The following is a 17347-nucleotide window of genomic DNA, read 5'->3' on the forward strand; positions in this document are numbered from 1 at the left end:
CGAGAAGTCGGACCGGCCGACTTCTCGCGCGGCCGTGCTCATCGGCTCCTCTCCGTAGGGGCGGGCCGGGTGGTGAGGGCGTGGCGCAGGCGCTGGATCTCGGCTCTGGCTTCGGTGAGTCGGCGGTGGAGGTCGGGGGGTGGGGGCGGCGCCGCGCCGGTGCGGCGCAGGGCCGTGACCCACTCGGCCTCCTCTGCCGGACCCACCCCGCAGGCCCGGACGAACTCGACGAGGACCCGCTCGGTGCAGCCCCGCTGACCGGCGAGCACCCCGTGCAGGGTGCTGCGCGGCAGATGGCTCACCGGGCCGCCCCGCGCCGCGCGCGTCTCCAGTTCGCGCAGGGACGGGCTCCCGGCGCGCAGCCTCAGCCGCCGCATGGCGACGAGCAGTTCGGAGCGCTCCGTCACGTACGGCAGGGCCCGGCTCGGGCCCGCCCCGCCCGGTGCGACCGGTACGGGCTTGCCCCTGCGCCGCCCGGGACGGTGGGCGTCGGCGCGCAGCCACAGCCGCTCGGCGGTGCGCACCGAGCCGCCGCAGGCCCGGACGTAGGCCTCGGTGGCCGGCCAGGTCGGCACCGTGCGGCCCTCGTCCGCGCGGGAGAGGGTCGCGAGGGAGACGGGCTGGGCGAGTTCGGCGGTCTTGCGCGCCATCTGGCTGTAGGTGAGGCCGGAGCGCTCGCGCAGCCCGCGCAGCCACCGCGCGAGCGTCCGGACCTCCTTGTCCCGTTCAGCCAGGGCGCTGTTCAGGCGCCCCACCGGCCGCCGCCTAGCGGGCCCGGCGGACGGTGAGCGCCTCGGCCAGGCGGCGGACCAGCTCTATGCCGAGCAGTCCGCCGGTGGCCAGGGTGGCGACGGCGGTGCGGGCGGGGGTGCCGGAGCCGGTCAGGGCGGTGGTGAGGAGGAGGACGACGACCACGAGCACCGTGGCCGGGACCGGCCCAGGGACGCCGGGGGCCGTCCGGATCTCCCGGGCCCGCCGGGTCTCGACGCACGCCGGGTGCGCGGCCGGGGTGTGCTGCTGTTCCATGCGGTCTCCGCTTCGCTGGGTTGCGGTTGCTGCCACTCGACACCGGGGTCCTCGCGCCCGCCCGGCCTTCCAGAGCCGGGCGGGACGGACACCCACGCACAGGGTCGCCGGGTGCCGCGGGGACGGTCCAACGCTTTACGCCCCGGTTTCTCGCTTTGTCCCACTCGAAGTCGAGAAGGGGTCGGGGGAGAACCGCAGCTCACACCCCTGCCCGCCCGTATTCCCGGGCCCCGGTGGGCCGCAGCGTCCGATCCCGCGCGCCCTTTCGGGCTTGCCGCGGCGGAGCGAAGAACGCCATCCTCTGTGGACATCGGCGGGGTGAACGACCCGCACAGGCCCCGCCCCGGGCCAGGAGCCGGGGGCGCCCGGGCCCGGCCCGGCACAGGCACGGGTCCGATGCCTCAGGTTCGCGGTCTCCCCGGCCGCTGCCACTCGACACCACCCGGGGGATCCGGCCCGCCCTGTTCCAGCGGGGCGGGCCAGGCGGGTCAGGTGCGGCGCCGCCACACCTGACCGCCATACCTGACCGCCATACCTGACCGCCGCACCGGGGCGGGACACCGGTGCGGGACACCGGGCCGGGCCGGCGGGCCGACTGCCGGTCGGCCCGATGGCCGGTCAGTCCGCGGGCCGGTCCGCCGTGACCGGCAGGAGGCCGCGCTCGCCGAACACCTTCTTGGCGACGAAGGTGGCGTTCAGGGCCTTCGGGAAGCCGCAGTAGGCGGCGGAGTGCAGCAGCGCCTCGACGATCTCCTGCGGGGTGAGCCCGACGTTCAGCGAGGCGTTGACGTGGACCTCCAGTTGCGGCTCGCACCCGCCGAGCGCGGTGAGCATGCCCAGGGTGACCAACTGCCGCTCGCGCGGCGCCAGCCCGGGACGGCTGTAGATCTCCCCGAAGCCCCAGGCGACCACCTGGTGCCCGAGCTCGGGGCTCACGTCACCCAGCGCGTCCACCACCCGCCGCCCGACCTCGCCGTCGATCCGGTCGAGCACCTCCAACCCGTGCGTGAAACGCTCCCGGCGGACCTCGGCCTCGTTCGCGGACATGCTCATCTGCGCTGCTCCTCTTCCGTCTCCCGGCCCCCGGCCACCGGCGGCGGCGACCAGCAGAACCGTAGGACTTCGAGTGCGCTCCACCTCAAGTCGACATGCTGACCCGCCCTTACAGGAAGATTTGCGGCCAAGACCCCCTGAGATGGCATCACCGCGCCCTACCGGAGCCGAAAGATTTCCTGTGGCCGAGTCACCCGAGGGGGTGACCCCGGGTCGGAACGCCGTCCGCGGGCGGCCGGTGAGCCACGGTCCGGGCCGCACGGGCAAGGACCCGGGGGAGAAGGAGACAGCTGTCGCCCGCCACGGAGAACCCCCGTGGAGCGGGAAGTCGGCGGGGCCGACTTCCCGCTCCGTGGGCTTGCCGGGCTCAGGTGCGGTGGTACTGGACGGGGGTGGGGACTTCGCCGCCGAGGGTGGTGGCGGCGTGGCGGGCCCAGTAGGGGTTGCGCAGCAGCTCGCGGCCGATCAGGACGGCGTCGGCGCGGCCCTCGGTGAGGAGGGCCTGGGCCTGCGCCGGGTCGGTGATCAGGCCGACGGCCGCCACCGGCAGGTCGGTCTCCCGGCGCACGGCCTCGGCGAAGGGCACCTGGAAGCCGGGCGCGGCCTCGATGCGGGCGTCGGGGACGACGCCGCCGGTGGAGACGTCGAGCAGGTCGACGCCGTGGGCCTGGAGTTCCTTGGCGAGGCGGACGGTGTCCTGGGAGGTCCACCCCTCGCGGCCGTCCTGCGGGTTCTCGGTGATCCAGTCGGTCGCGGAGACGCGGAAGAAGACCGGCAGGTCCTCGGGCCACACCGAGCGGATGGTGTCGACGACCTCCAGCGCGAAGCGGACGCGCCCCTCGAAGGAGCCGCCGTAGCCGTCGGTGCGGTGGTTGGACGCGGGGGAGAGGAACTGGTGGATCAGGTAGCCGTGGGCGCCGTGGACCTCGGCGACCTGGAAGCCGGCGGCGAGCGCGCGCCGGGCGGCGTCGGCGAACTGCCGCACGATGTCGCCGATCTGCTCCTCGGTCAGCTCGTCCGGCGTGGTGTGGGCGGGGGAGAAGGCCTCGGCGCTGGGGGCGAGCGGGGTCCAGCCGTGTTCCTCGTCCGGGGTGACGGGGCGTCCGCGGTCGACCCAGGTGCGCTCGGTGGAGGCCTTGCGGCCGGCGTGGGCGAGTTGGATCGCGGGGACGGTGCCCTGGCTCTTCAGGAAGTCGGTGATCCGGCGGAAGGCCGCGGCCTGCTCGTCGTTCCAGATGCCGAGGTCGTACGGGGAGATGCGTCCCTCGGGGCTGACCGCGGTGGCTTCCGTGATGATCAGCCCGGTGCCGCCGGCGGCGCGGGCCGCGAGGTGGGTGAAGTGCCAGTCGGTCGGGACGCCGGCCGCGTCCCCGTCCGGGGCTGCGCTGTACTGGCACATCGCCGGCATCCAGATCCGGTTGGGGACGGTCAGGGAGCGCAGGGTGAACGGGGCGAAGAGAGAGGTGCTCATGTCGGACTCCCGGTGGGTCGGCGACCGGACGAAGGGGCGGGCATGCAACTTTTGCAGCTGCATCTATATTCGCAAACAATAGTTGCGTGCGCAGAGACCTGCAAGGGGGGGTATCCCTCCGGCGCGCCCCCCACCTGCGACAATCCGTTCCATGATCGACTCTGCCGCCACCGACAGCCCCGACTCCGCTCCCGCCCCCCTCGCCGTCGCCGCCGCCGCGATCATCCGGGACGGCCGGCTCCTGGTCGTCAGCAAGCGGGCCGCCCCCGACGTCTTCTACCTCCCCGGCGGCAAGCCCGACCCCGGCGAGGACGCCCTCCGGGCGCTGGCCCGCGAGCTGGGCGAGGAGCTCGGCGCGGCCCCGGTCGACCCCCGCCACCTCACCGACATCCGCGCCACCGCCGCCCTCGAGGGCGTGCCCATGCTGATGACCGTCTTCACCGCCACCCTGGACCGCGAGCCCGTCCCCGCCGCCGAACTCGCCGACCTGCGCTGGACCGACGGCCGCGACGACACCCTGCGCCTGGCCCCGGCCGTCCGCGACCACCTCCTGCCGCTGCTGCGCGAACGCGGCGACCTGGCCTGACCGGAAGCCGCGCCCGGAAACCGCGCCCGGAAGCCGCGACGGGGAGCCGGGCCCGGAAGCCATGGAAGAAGGCCGGGCCCGGGAGCCGCGACGGCCCCCGCCCGTCCGCACGCCCCGTGGAAACGGGACGCCCGGACGGGCGGGGGCCGAGCCGTGGGCGGAGGGACCGCCGCCGGCGAGTCGCCGGTGAGTCGTCAGCGCACCGTCAGCGCACCGTCTGCGGAACGCGCTGGGCCGGGACGGCGCCGCGCGCGGAGCGCGGCGCCCCGGCGGAGGCGGAGGCGGCGGGGGAGGCGCCGAGCGCGGTGCCGCGGGTCTCCTCGGCCCACCGGACGCAGACCAGCAGGCCGACGGCCGTGGTGCCGGCCGCGATCAGCATCGTCGGGCCGGTGCCCAGCCCGGTCAGCGACAGCGGCAGCAGGTAGGTGCCGACGGCCGCGCCGATCCGGCTGACCGAGGTGGCGACGCCCACGGCGGTGGCCCGGATCTCGGTCGGGAACAGCTCGTTGGGGTACGTCCAGTCGAGCACGTTGGGCCCGCCGCACAGGAAGGCGTACGCGCACAGCGCCAGCAGCGCGACGGCGGCCGGGGCGGTGGGCCACACGCCCAGCAGCGCCAGCGGGACGGTCATCAGCGCGAAGGACCAGATGATGACGGGCCGCCGGCCGCGGCTGTCGATCAGGCGCAGCGCCGGGTAGCAGCCGAGCAGGAAGACCAGACTGATCAGGCCGGTGCCGAGGGTCTCCATCACGGTGCCGCCGGGCATGCCGAAGGAGGAGAGGATCTGCGGGCCGAAGGTGAGCATCGCGAACAGCGGGCCGACCTGACACAGGAAGAACAGTCCGCAGAACAGGGTGCGGCGTCGGTAGGGCTGGGTCATCAGCAGGCGCAGGCCGGTGGGGCCGCTGCGCTCGGCGGGGTCGGGCATCAGTTCCCGGCCGTCCACGCGTACGCCCAGGTGCTTCTCGACCACGCGCACCGCGTCCCCGACCCGCCCGTTGGCGGCCAGCCAGCGCGGCGACTCGGGGGAGCCGCGCCGGATGACCAGGAACACCACGCACAGCACCGTGGAACTCGCGAGCATCCACCGCCAGCTGCCCGGTCCGGCCAGTTCCAGGAACAGGTAGCCCACCACGTAGGCGAGGACGGATCCGGCGTACCAGGCGATGATCTGCTTGCCGAGCAGGCGGCCGCGGTGCTTGGTGGGCGTCCACTCGGCGAGCAGCGAGGTGGCGATGGGGTAGTCGGCGGCCACGGCCATGCCGAGCACGAAGCGCAGCACGGCGATCGCCCACACCGCGTCCACCCAGAAGGAGAGCACCGAGCAGGCGACCATCACGAGCAGGTCGGCGGTGTACATCACCTCCCGGCCGATCTTGTCGGTCAGCACGCCGAAGAGCGCGCCGCCGACGAACATGCCGACCAGGGCGGCGGCGCCGATCAGGCTGACCTCGGCGGTGGACAGCCCGAGGTCCGGGCGCATCCCGATCAGGGCGACGCCGACGATGCTCAGGATGTATCCGTCGAGCAGGGGTCCGCCGGAACAGGCCAGGGCCAGCCTGCGGTGGAACGCGGTATACGGGGCGTTGTCGATGGTCTGGGACATGTGCTTGGGGTCCTCCGGAGCGTACGGCGCGCACTGCGCACCGTGCGCCGGGTAGACGGCAGGGGAAGGCGCCGTCCACCTCGGACGGCGCCATCGCCCGGTCACAACGGGCGACCGTCCACGGTTGCCCCGGCTCCGCGGGGCCGCCACCGGGTCGAAGGTCGGGGGGATTCGCGACCAAGGTCCCGAAGCGGACAGGCCCTTCGCCCGTGCCGGACCGCCGCCCGCCCAGTCCCGCCGCGGGGAGCCCGGGGGCGGGCGCCGGCGCGCGCCGGGAACCTGCCCGAGGGGTGACCCTTTTCACTCGAAGACCCCAACAGCCCTGGAACTGTGGCCCATTCCACACCGGGGCGGTGCCCGTCCGTACGGGAACGACCCCGCTGCGTGACCCGGAGCGTGCCGCCGGGGCGTCACGGGGGGCACGGGGTCGGGGCGGTGTCAGCCCAGTCCGAGCCGGGCCAGGCCCGAGTCCAGCGCCGCCTCCAGGTGGTCGGCGGAGCCGGTGGTCAGGAGGATCAGCACCCCGCCCTGGATCCCGGCCAGCAGCGCCGCGGCCTCCCGCTCGGCGTCCAGGTGGGCGGGGGCCGCGCCGGCGCCCTGCAGGTGGCGGATGCCCGCGGCGAGTTGGCGCCGCCACCGCGCCAGCAGCTCGGCGGCCACCGTCCGGCCCGCGCCGGTGGCCGTGCCCAGCTGGGACAGCGCCACGTGCAGCGGGCAGCCGACGCCCTGGGCGCGGTAGCGGGCCAGGACCTTGTCGCGCCACCGCAGCCAGGCCTCCCGGGAGGTGAGGGCGCCGAGCTCGGGCTGCTGGTCGTCGAGGACCCGGGCCGCCTCGAAGCGGGCCACGGCCAGCAGCAGTTCGTCCTTCCCGCCGGGGAAGTAGTGGAAGAGCTGGCTCTTGCTGGTGGCGGTGCGGGCCATCACGTCCTCCAGCCGCAGCGCGAACACGCCCGCCTCGCGGATCTCCCGGGCGGCGCCCTCGACGATGCGCCGCCGGGTCGCGGCGCCCTTGCGGGTCGGCGGCACGTGCTCCCTCGGCGCGGTCACGGCAGCAGCACCAGCTTGCCGGTGGTGCGCCGGGACTCCAGGTCCGCGTGCGCCCGGGCCGCCTCGGCCAGCGGGTAGCGGCCGGTGATCCGCGGGGTGAGCCGGCCCGCCAGGACGAGGTCGAACAGCTCGCCGGTGCGCCGCACCAGCGCCTCGCGGGTGGGGACGTGGTGCTGCACCACCGGGTAGGTCAGCAGGATGCTGTTCGGCAGGTCGGTGGGCCGCAGCTCGGGCACGCCCATGAAGGGGCCGTAGTAGGCGTGCACCCCGTGCGGGCGCAGGGCCAGCTGGGAGGAGACGAAGGTGTCGGCGCCGCCGCCGTCGTAGACGACGTCGGCCCCGCGCCCGCCGGTCAGCTCCCTGATCCGCTCCTCGAAGCCGCCGCCGGAGTGGACCAGCACGTGGTCGGCGCCGGCCTCCCGCGCGACCGGGGCCTTCTCCTCGCGGGAGACCAGGCCGATCACGGTGCCGCCGCGCGCCTTGACCAACTGGGTGAGCAGCCGGCCGACCCCGCCCGCCGCCGCGTGCACCACCGCGGTGTCGCCCGGGCCGACCGGGTAGGTCTCGGTGCTCAGGTGGCTCGCCGTCAGACCCTGCATCAGCAGGCCGCCCGCGACCTCGTCCGGCAGCCCGTCGGGCACCTTGACCAGCGAGGCGGCCGGGACGGCGAGCAACTCGGCATAGCTGCCCGGGTGGTAGAACCAGGCCACCCGGTCGCCGACGGCGAAACCGCCCGCCCCCGGGCCGAGGGCGGCGACGTGGCCCATGCCCTCGGCGCCCAGGACCACCGGCGCCGCCCAGCCCGGGCCGCCCTCGGCGCGGGCGCCGACGTCCATGTAGTTGACCCCGGCGGCGCCCAGGCGCACCAGCACCTCGCCGGGGCCGGGCACCGGATCCGGCAGCTCGGTCCAGCGCATGACCCCGGGGCCGCCGTGCTCCTCGATCCGGATCGCGTGCATGGGCTGACACCTTTCTGTACGGGCCCGTACGGGCTTCCGTACGGACTTGTACGGGCCCGTTCGGACTCGTACGGGCCCGTTCGGGCTCGTACGGGCTCGTTCGGGAGGGACGAACAGCACGGTAGGCAGCCGAAAATGGACCCACAAGTCCAGAAATCCACGCCGGGACGGGGCAGTTGCCCGGCCGCCGGGGACGGGGCGGACGCGGTCGGGGACGGGCCGTCGGGGGCGGACCCCCGTCCCCTTCCTGGCGGTACGTCAGCCTTCCTCCCGGATCCGCCCGCCGCTCCCCGCCTCCTGTTCGCGGCGCCGAGCGGGCCGGTTCACCGGCCCGTGGACTGGAGGTCGTCCGTGCACGGTTGGCTGCCCCCGACCTGGGAGGACACGCCCCCGGGCCGCACCGTCCGCAGGCGAACGACGAATCCGGCGCCCCGCACGCCGCCGGAGCCGCCCGAGCCCGCCGCCGTACGAGGAGAGCCCCGCATGCCACCCCCACCCGCCCGCACCGCACGGACCACCCGCACCGCACGGACCACCCGCACCCGCGGCCGCCGCGCCCTGGGCGCGCTCGCCCTGGCCACCGCGCTGGCCGCCGGCCTGACCGGCCTCGCCGCCCCCGCCTGGGCCGCCCCCGCCCCCGCCCCCGTGAAGGAGTCCGCCGACCCCGGCCTGGTCCTGGACCGCCCCGGGGAGTCGGTGGTCACCCGCCGCGAGGTCACCCCCATCGCCCCCGGCCTGACCATGACCTCCTTCGACCGCCTCGGCGGCGCCGGCTGGATCCGCGGCAAGGTCCTCGTCGCCGACCTGGCCACCGAGGGCCTGAGCGTCGACTACCTGTCCTCCGGCCGGGTGACCACCCGCGAGACCGTCACCGGCATGGCCCGCGGCGCCGGCGCCGTCGCCGCGATCAACGGCGACTACTTCGACATGAACGCCTCCGAGGCCCCCCTGGGCGTCGGCGTCTCCCGCAAGGACGGCCTGGTCCAGGCCCCCGTCGAGGGCTGGAACCAGGCCGTCACCGTCGGCACCGACGGCCTGGCCCGCATGGCCCAGGTCTTCCTGGAGGGCCACGCGGGCCTGCCCGGCGGCCGCGAGCTGGCGCTCAGCGGCGTCAACACCTACGGCCTGCCCACCGACGGCGTCGGCGTGTTCACCCCCGCCTGGGGCAACGCCACCCGCGCCCACGTCGCGGGCGACTCCGCCGAGGCCGTCGAGGTCGAACTGCGCGACGGCCAGGTCACCGCCGTGCGCGACCGCCTCGGCGCCGCCGTCCCCGAGGGCACCACCGTCCTGGTCGGCCGCGAGGCCGGCGCCCGCGCCCTGCGCGACCTCAGGCCCGGCGACCGGGTCAGCGTCGGCTACCGCCCGCGCGCCTCCTTCGGCGAGGTCGCCGTCGCGGTCGGCGGCTACCAGGTCCTGGTCGCCGACGGCGTCGCCCAGCGCTCCGGCGAGAACGACGGCAACGAGCCCAACGCCCGCACCGCCGTCGGCTTCTCCGCCGACAACCGGCGCATGTACCTCGTCACCATCGACGGCCGCCAGGCCGACAGCCCCGGCATCAACCTGCCCGACCTCGCCGTCCTGATGCGCGACATGGGCGCCCACAACGCCCTCAACATGGACGGCGGCGGCTCCGCCGCGATGGCCGCCCGCCTGCCCGGCGCCCAGCAGGCCGGCACCGTCAGCAGCCCCTCCGACAACGGCGGCGAACGCGCCGTCGCCAACGGCCTCGGACTGTTCTCCACCCCCGGCTCCGGCCAGGCCCGGGGCTTCCGGCTGCGCCCGGCCGAGCCCGCGGACACCGCCACCCGCCTCTTCCCCGGCCTGCACCGCACCGTACGCGCCCTGCCCCACGACGAGGCCTACGGCGCCGTCACCGCCCAGGTGCCCGCCACCGCCTGGTCCACCGCCACCGGCGAGCGGGTCGCCGTCGAGGGCCGCGGCCTGGACGCCGTCGTCACCGGCCGCGCCTCCGGACCCGCCGAGGTCGCCGTCACCGCCCAGGGCGCCCGGAAAGCCGTGCTGCCGCTGACCGTGCTCGGCCCGGCGGCGCGCATCACCGCCGGCGACGAGCCGATCGCCCTCGACGGCGCCGGCGCCACCGCCCGCCTGACCGTCACCGGCCACGACGCGCTCGGCCACACCGCGCCCGTCGAGGCCGCCGACGTCAAGGTCACCGGCGGCGAGGGCGTCGTCGAGGCGAGCGCCGCTCCCGACGGCACCATCGCCCTCAAGGCCCTGGCCGACGGCCGGTCGGCCACCCTCGAACTGACCGTCGGCACCCTGAAGAGCGCCGTCGCCGTCACCGTCGGCATGACCGAGAAGCCCTTCGCCGACCTCTCCGACGCCGCCGCCTGGAAGTCCGGCAACGACCGCGCCCCCGGCGGCTCGGTGGCCCCCGCCCCCGGCCCCGACGGTGCCCACGGCCTGCGCCTGGCCTACGACTTCACCCACTCCACCGGCACCCGCGGCCAGTACGCCATCGCCCCCGAGGGCATCGTGCTGCCCGGCCAGCCCCGCTCCGTCAGCATGTGGATCGAGGGCGACGGCAACGGTGCCTGGCCGCGCGTCCAGTACCGCACCGCCGCCGGCGTCACCGCCAACCTCGACGCCCCGATGGTCACCTGGACCGGCTGGCGCAAGGTCGAGTTCCCCATCCCGGCGGGCGTGCAGTACCCGCTCACCTTCCAGCGCTTCCGCCTGATGGAGACCAGCGCCGCCCGCTCCTACACCGGCGCCCTCACCCTCGCCGACCTGCGGGTCAAGGTCGCCCCCGACGTCGAACTGCCCGTCCGGCCCAAGGTCACCGACCCCGTCGTGCTCACCCACGGCACCGTCGACGACCGCCCGCTGCGCGTCGCCGTCATGTCCGACGCCCAGTTCATCGCCCGCAGCCCCGACAGCGACATCGTCCGGGCCGCCCGCCGCACCCTGCGCGACATCGCCGCCGCCAAGCCCGAACTGCTCGTCATCGACGGCGACTTCGTCGACGAGGCCGCCCCCGCCGACTTCGCCCTCGCCCGCACGCTCCTCGACGAGTTCGACCAGCTCACCGGCCACAGCATCCCCTGGCACTACGTGCCCGGCAACCACGAGGTCATGGGCCCCGGCACCATCGACAACTTCAGGGCCGCCTTCGGCGACACCACCCAGGTCTTCGACGTCAAGGGCACCCGCTTCGTCACCCTGAACAGCTCGCTCGGCACCCTGCGCGGCAGCGGCTTCGACCAGATCGCCACCCTGCGCACCGCCCTGGACGGCGCCGCCCGCGACCCCGACATCACCGGCCTGCTGCTCTTCGAACACCACCCCACCCGCGACCCGCTGCCCGACCAGGGCAGCCAACTCGCCGACCGCAAGGAGGCCGCCCTCGTCGAACAGTGGCTCGCCGACTTCCGCACCGGCGGCAAGTCCGCCGCCATGGTCACCGGCCACGTCGGCGCCTTCCACGCCCAGAGCATCGACGGCGTCCCGCACCTGATCAACGGCAACTCCGGCAAGGGCCCCGCCTCCGAACCCGACCGCGGCGGCTTCACCGGCTGGACGATGCTCGGCGTCACCCCCGCCGCCGGCCGCGTCACCGACCCCTACAAGACCGACGACGACGCCTCCGCCTGGCTGCGCGCCGAGGTCCGCGCCCGCGCCGACACCGTCGACCTCAAGGCCCCCACCGCCCTCGGCCTGCTCGAAACCGCCCCCGTCACCGCCACCTTCACCCAGGACGGCGAGCGCACCGTGCCCGTCGCCTGGCCCGTCACCGCCCAGTGGGGCGGCACCGGCGTCCACATCGGCGCCGCCGCCGGCGCCCCGCGCACCGCCGTCGCCGCCTACGACCCGGCCACCGGCGCCCTGACCGGGCTGCGCCCCGGCAGCGGGACGCTGAGCGTCACCGTCGGCGGAGTGAAGGCCGAACAGCCGCTCACCGTCGGCGCGGCGCCCGCCTGCACCACCACCGTGCGCGGGAAGCACTCCTCGCTCGCCGTCACCTCGGGCGTCACCTGCCTCCAGGGCGCGAGCATCGACGGCCCCGTCCTGGTGCAGCCCGGCGCGGCCCTGGTCGCCGTCGACTCCACCGTCAACGGCCCGCTCTCCGCCCGCGGCGCGCGCACCCTGCTGCTGGCCGACACCACTGTCCACGGCCCGGTCGCCGTCAGCGGCACCACCGGCGGCACGGCGGTCCTGCGCACCGCCGTCTCCGGGCCGCTGCACCTCGCCCTCAACCAGGGCACCACCCTGCTGGCCGGCACCACCGTGCGCGGGCCGCTGGACTGCTCCGGCAACACCCCGGCCCCGGTCGACGGCGGCCTCGCCAACACCGTGAACGGCCCCAAGTCGGGCCAGTGCGCCAAAATGTGACGAACTCTGAGCAATGACCGCAGGCCCGGACCGTCCACGGTCCGGGCCTGCGCCGTGGGGCCGGGCGGTGGTGTCCGGGGCGTGGCGTCATTTCTATGATGGGACGTCAGTCGTCGTCCCTCCGGTGTCATGATCTTCGCGGCGCGCCCCGGACCAGGGCGCGCCGCCAGGGGGCGGGCCGGTCCCCGGACCGGCTCCGGTCCCGGGGCTCGGAATTCGTCGATTCAGGGAGAAGCATGCGCGGCACCGTGCTCGCCGACCGTTACCGGCTGGTGGACTGGCTGGGCGGCGGGTCGATGGGCGACGTGTGGCTCGCCGAGGACGAGGTCCTCGGCCGCCGGGTCGCGGTCAAGGTGGTGAAGCCCGCCCTGCTGGACGAGCCCGGCTTCGCCGAGCGCTTCCACGCCGAGGCCCGGGTCATGGCCCAGCTGCGGCACCCGGGCATCGTCGGCGTGTACGACTACGGGCACGACGCCGGCCCCGGCCCCGCCTCCTCCGTCTCCGCTTCCGCCTCCGCCGCCGGGCGGCGCCCGGTCGGCTACCTGGTCATGGAGCTGATCGACGGCCGCCCGCTGAGCGCGGTGCTGGAGCGGCGCGGCGCACTGCCGGTGGCGGAGGCGCTGGCCCTGGCCCTCCAGGTGCTGGAGGCGCTGGAGGCCGCGCACGCCTCCGGGATCGTCCACCGGGACATCAAACCGGCCAATCTGATGGTCCGCGACGACCGGACGGTGATCGCCGACTTCGGCATCGCCCGCCCCGCCTGCGACGCCCGGCTGACCGTCCCCGGGATGGTCCTGGGCACCGCCGCCTACCAGGCGCCCGAACAGGCCTCCAGCGGGACGGTCACCGCCTCGGCGGACCTCTACGCGCTCGGCGTGGTCCTCTACGAATGCCTCGCCGGCCGCCTCCCGTACGAGGGGGAGACCGCCCTCGAAGTGATCCTCAAACACCTGACGGAGCCCGTGCCGCCGCTGCCCGGGTCCGTGCCCGCGCCGGTGGGGGCGCTGGTCGGGCGGGCGATGGCCAAGGAGCCCGGCGAGCGCTGGCCCGACGCGGCGGCGATGGCGGCGGCGGTGCGGCGCGTCCTCGCCGGGGACGAGGGCGCGCCGGCTCCGGACGGGCCGTGGCCGGCCACCGGGCGCATACCGGGAGCCGCACGCATACCCGGAGCTGTACGCACGACGGGAGCCGTACCCGCACCGGGAGCCGTACGCACGACGGGAGCCGCACCCGCACCGGGAGCCGCCGTACGCGCACCGCGGGCCCGCCCGAGGGGCCGGCGCCACCGCCCGCGGGCGCTGGCCGCACTGGCGGCGCTGACACTGCTCTGCGTGGCCGGGGCCCCCGGGGCCACGCTGGTCCGGCCCGGGCGGGACGGCACACCGCGCGGCACCGCCGCCGAACCCGCCCCCGCCCCCGCGGTGGCGGGCCCGGCACCGCTGGTGGCCGCCGGCGGCCCGGGCGCCCGGCCGCCGGCCCCGGCGCCGGCGGCCGCACCGGGGCAGAGCCCCGCCCCCGCCGCCGGGCCCGAGGCGCTCGCCGCGCTGCTCTCCGCCGCCCCGCCCGCCGCCCTCCCGGCCCCCGCCGTCCCCGGGCAGAGCCCGGCCCCGCCGCCGGCCGCGACCGAGGCCGGCCGGAGCCCCGCCCCGCCCGCGCAGAGCCCCGCCGCCCCGGACCGGCCCGCCACCGCCGAGCCGGCCACGCCCACCGGGACCGCGACCGCGACCGGGACGCCGACGTCCTCCGTGCCGCCCACGGCGCCGCCGCGGCCGCAGCTGCCCGCCGTGGCGCAGATCGCGGGCGCCAACGGCGCGTTGGACAACTACCAGTCCGAGGACAAGGACGGGAACATGGTCGGCACCTACTTCGTCAACGGGACGGCGGCGCAGCAGTGGCGGCTGGACAAGGTCGTCGAGGGGATGTACTACCTGCGCAACGCCTCCAGCAACTACACCAAGGCGCTGGACCAGGACCGCAAGTCCGGGCTGGTGCAGATCTGGTCGAGCCCGCCCGCCGACTGGAACCAGGTCTGGGCCATCGCGCCGGTCCTGGGCGGCTACCGGATCTCCAACGTCGCCACCCAGCTGTGCCTGACCTCCGAGGGGATCGGCGTGAGCACCCACGTGGCGAACTGCTCGGGCGCCCAGAACCAGGTGTGGACGTTCTCCTGAGCCGCCGAACGGGCCCCCGTCCGGCGGCTCAGGCCGGCAGCCAGGACGGCCACTGCCGGCGGGGCCGTACGGCGGGCCCGCCGGGGCCGATCAGCCCGCGCAGCCGGCCCGCCTCGGGGGAGCCGATGGAGGCCAGGATGTCGTAGGCCTCCGCGCGGCACGCCCGGGCGGTGTCCTCGTTGCCGCCGTCGGCGAGCGCGTCGCCGAGCGCCGCCAGGGCCAGCCCCCGCCCCCGGCGGTCGCCGTCCAGGGTCAGCACCTCCACCGCCCGCCCGGCCGCGGCCACCGCCTCCTCGCCGCGCCCCAGGGCGCGCAGCGACTCGGTCAGCCGCAGCAGGGTGCGGCCGGTGCGGCGCCGGTCGTCCGGCCGCAGCAGGGACAGGGCGTTGCGGTGGTGGCGCAGCGCCTGCTCGAACTCGCCGCGGTCGTGGGCGATCGTCCCCAGGGAGTCCAGGGCGAGGGCCTGGAGGCCGTGGTCGGCGAGCCGGTGGCAGATCAGCAGGGACTGGTCGACGACCCGCACCGCCGCGTCGTGGCGCCCGAGCTCGGTGAACGCGCCCGCCAGGTTGAGCAGTTCGGCCGCCACCGAGCGCCGGTCGCCCAGCCGCTCCCAGACCGAGATCGCCGCGGTGAAGCCCTCCAGCGCGTCGCCCGGCCGGCCGACCTGGACGAACAGGGCGGCCAGCGAGGCGTGGGCCAGGGCGAGCAGCGGCCCCGGCAGCCCGTGGGCGGCGCACAGCTCGCGGGCCCTGAACAGCTCGGCGAGGGCCGCGGGTTCGGAGCCGACCTCGGTCAGCAGCCGTCCGAGCACCAGCCTGGCCCGGACCTCGGCCGTCCGGTCGCCCTCCCGGACGGCGGCCTCCAGCAGCACCTTGGCGGCGTGGCCGAGCGGCCGGGTGGCCTGGCCGGTCTCGCTCGACAGGCCGCAGCCGAGCAGCAGTTCGGCCGCCAGGTCGAGCCGGGGCGGCGCGGGCAGGGCGGCGTACTGGCCGACCAGCGCGCCGACACCCTGGTAGTCGACGGGGTCGTGCGCGGCCGGCGCGGGGGAGTGGGCGCCGGTGGTGGACAGGGCGGCCCGGGCGGCGCCGTGGCCCAACGCCGCCGCGGCCTCGGCGTGGTGGCGGATCATCAGGCGGGTCAGGACGGCGGCCGGCTCCTCGTCGCCGTCCGCCGCCGCGCCGTGCGCCGCCGCGCCGTCCGCCGCCGCGCCGTCCGCGCCTGCCCCCGCGCCTGCCCCCGCGCCCGGGCCCGGTCCCGGGGCGAGTCGCAGCGCGAAGGCGCGCAGTAGGTCGTGGTACCGGTAGCGGTCCGGCGGCGCCGTCTCCAGCATCGAGCAGTCGACCAGGGACTCGGCCAGTTCCTCGGCCTCGTGCTCCGGCAGTCCGAGCACCGCCGCGACCGCGCCCGGCGTCAGGGCGGGCACCTCCGGCACCGCCAACAGCCGGAACGCGCGCGCCTGTTCGGCCGTCAGCTGGTCGTAGCCGAAGCGGAACGCCGACTCGACGGCGAGGTCCCCGGCGCGCAGCACGTCCAGCCGCCGGCGGTTGCCGGACAGCTTGTCGAGCAGCCGGTCCATGCCCCAGCCCGGCCGGCAGGCCAGGCGGGCGGCGAGGATGCGCACCGCCAGCGGCAGGTGGCCGCAGAGCCGTACGAGCTCCGCGGCCGTGTCCGCCTCGGCCCGCAGCCGCTGCTCGCCGATCACCTGGCCGAGCAGGCCCAGGGCCTCCTGCGGGGCGAAGGCCGTCAGTTCCACGACGTGCGCGTTGGGCAGCGAACCGAGCCTGGCCCGGCTGGTGACGAGCACCGCGCTGCCGGGCCGGCCGGGCAGCAGCGGCCTGATCTGCTCGGCGTCCCGGGCGTTGTCGAGGACCACCAGCACCCGCCGGTCGCCGAGCAGCGAGCGGAACTGGGCGGAGCGTTCGGCGACCCCGGGGGCCAGCCCGTCGGCCGGCACGCCGAGGGAGCGCAGGCAGGCGGCCAGCGCCTCCTGGGGCCGGGTCGGGCGGCCGTCGGCCCCGTGCAGGTCGAGGTAGAGCTGGCCGTCGGGGAAGTCCGCGGCCAGCCCGTGCGCGACGTGCACGGCCAGCGCCGTCTTGCCCACGCCGGCCAGGCCCGACACGGCCGCCACCGGCACGGTGTGGGGGGCCAGCAGGACGGCCCGCAGCGCGTCGGTCTGGGCCTGGCGGCCGGTGAAGTCGGCGAGGTCGGCCGGGACCTGGGTCGGCCGCACCGCCCCCGGCCGCGGCGTCCGGTCCCGGTACGGCGGCCGGGCCACGGCGGAGACGGCGGCGGAGGGCCGGAGCGGCGCGGGCGGTACGGGCGGCACGAGGGTCGCGTCGGCCGCCAGGATCCGGCGCTGCAGCTCGCGCAGGCCGGGCCCGGCGCACACGCCGAGCTGCGTGGCCAGCCGCCGGTCCGTCGCGCGGTACACGCCCAGGGCCTCGGCCTGCCGGCCGGTGCGGTAGAGGGCGAGCATCAGCAGCTCGGAGAACCGTTCCCGGAGCGGGTGTTCGGCCACGACGGCGGTCAGCTCGGCGACGGCCTCGCCGGACGGCCCGGCCTCGACCTCGGCCTCCAGGCACGCCTCCAGGACGGTCACCCGCCGTTCGGCCCATTCGCCGCGCTGCCGCTCCGCGTACGGGCCGGGCAGGCCGGTCATCGGCTCGCCCTGCCACAGCGCCAGTGCCGACCGGAGCACGGCGGCGGCCCGGTCGTGCTCCCCGGCGGCGCGCAACTCCCGTGCCTCGCCGACGAGTTCCTCGGCCCGGTGGGTGTCCAGCCCGCCCGGGTCCACGGCGAGCAGGTAGCCGCCGCTGAGCGTGGTCGGCGCGGCCGCCCCGAGGACGCGGCGCAGCCGGTGGACGTACGTGCGGATCACGGCGGAGGGCTTGGCGGGCGGCTCCTCGCCCCACAGGTCGTCGACGAGCTGGCCGATCGACACGGGGTGGTTGGCCCTCAACAGCAGGGCGAGCAGCAGGCTCCGCTGCTGTGGCGAGCCCAGCGCGAGCTCACCGCCGTCCCGCCACCCCCGCAGCGGCCCCAGCACCGCGAACCGTAAACCACCCACCGGCC

The 17347-nt window shown here is 76.3% G+C and carries 11 protein-coding genes; 3 read left to right on the top strand and 8 right to left on the bottom strand.

Features of this window, described 5'->3' with window-relative positions; all coding sequences use genetic code 11:
• Positions 1 to 38: 38 nt before the first annotated feature.
• The 4 genes from ACWD4P_RS27805 to ACWD4P_RS27820 all read right to left on the bottom strand — a co-directional run bounded on the left by ACWD4P_RS27805 (position 39) and on the right by ACWD4P_RS27820 (position 3550).
• Positions 39 to 755 (bottom strand): helix-turn-helix domain-containing protein, encoded by a 717-nt coding sequence (locus tag ACWD4P_RS27805; RefSeq protein WP_359828805.1) that lies wholly within the window; start codon positions 753 to 755, stop codon positions 39 to 41.
• A gap of 10 nt (positions 756 to 765) precedes the next feature.
• Positions 766 to 1026 (bottom strand): hypothetical protein, encoded by a 261-nt coding sequence (locus ACWD4P_RS27810; protein ID WP_359828803.1) that lies wholly within the window; start codon positions 1024 to 1026, stop codon positions 766 to 768.
• Positions 1027 to 1644: 618 nt separating this feature from the next.
• Positions 1645 to 2073, bottom strand: coding sequence for a carboxymuconolactone decarboxylase family protein (locus ACWD4P_RS27815; protein ID WP_359828807.1), 429 nt, complete (start codon positions 2071 to 2073; stop codon positions 1645 to 1647).
• A gap of 373 nt (positions 2074 to 2446) precedes the next feature.
• Complete coding sequence (locus ACWD4P_RS27820) at positions 2447 to 3550, bottom strand: NADH:flavin oxidoreductase/NADH oxidase (RefSeq protein ID WP_449781493.1); 1104 nt, start codon at positions 3548 to 3550, stop codon at positions 2447 to 2449.
• Positions 3551 to 3701: 151 nt separating this feature from the next.
• Here ACWD4P_RS27820 and ACWD4P_RS27825 point away from each other — a divergent pair, with 151 nt between their 5' ends.
• Positions 3702 to 4136, top strand: coding sequence for an NUDIX hydrolase (locus ACWD4P_RS27825; RefSeq protein ID WP_449781494.1), 435 nt, complete (start codon positions 3702 to 3704; stop codon positions 4134 to 4136).
• 205 nt (positions 4137 to 4341) lie between these two features.
• Here ACWD4P_RS27825 and ACWD4P_RS27830 read toward each other — a convergent pair whose 3' ends face one another.
• The 3 genes from ACWD4P_RS27830 to ACWD4P_RS27840 all read right to left on the bottom strand — a co-directional run bounded on the left by ACWD4P_RS27830 (position 4342) and on the right by ACWD4P_RS27840 (position 7748).
• Positions 4342 to 5742 carry an MFS transporter gene (locus ACWD4P_RS27830; protein WP_449781495.1) on the bottom strand — a complete coding sequence of 467 codons (1401 nt, stop codon included), beginning with the start codon at positions 5740 to 5742 and terminating at the stop codon, positions 4342 to 4344.
• Positions 5743 to 6180: 438 nt separating this feature from the next.
• Complete coding sequence (locus tag ACWD4P_RS27835; RefSeq protein ID WP_449781517.1) at positions 6181 to 6768, bottom strand: TetR/AcrR family transcriptional regulator; 588 nt, start codon at positions 6766 to 6768, stop codon at positions 6181 to 6183.
• Between the two features lie 17 nt (positions 6769 to 6785).
• Complete coding sequence (locus ACWD4P_RS27840) at positions 6786 to 7748, bottom strand: quinone oxidoreductase family protein (protein ID WP_359828797.1); 963 nt, start codon at positions 7746 to 7748, stop codon at positions 6786 to 6788.
• 483 nt (positions 7749 to 8231) lie between these two features.
• On the opposite strand from ACWD4P_RS27840, the gene ACWD4P_RS27845 reads away from it, so the two are divergent.
• Entirely contained in the window at positions 8232 to 12104 is a 3873-nt protein-coding gene (locus ACWD4P_RS27845) for a phosphodiester glycosidase family protein (protein ID WP_449781496.1), read from the top strand.
• A 236-nt stretch (positions 12105 to 12340) separates the two neighbouring features.
• Positions 12341 to 14275, top strand: coding sequence for a serine/threonine protein kinase (locus tag ACWD4P_RS27850; protein WP_449781497.1), 1935 nt, complete (start codon positions 12341 to 12343; stop codon positions 14273 to 14275).
• Positions 14276 to 14303: 28 nt separating this feature from the next.
• Here the strand turns inward: ACWD4P_RS27850 and ACWD4P_RS27855 are convergent, their stop codons facing one another.
• A complete protein-coding gene (locus tag ACWD4P_RS27855) occupies positions 14304 to 17342 on the bottom strand; it encodes an AfsR/SARP family transcriptional regulator (protein WP_449781498.1) in 3039 nt (1012 codons plus the stop codon).
• Positions 17343 to 17347: the final 5 nt, after the last annotated feature.

This window comes from Kitasatospora sp. NPDC002543 (genome assembly GCF_053594915.1).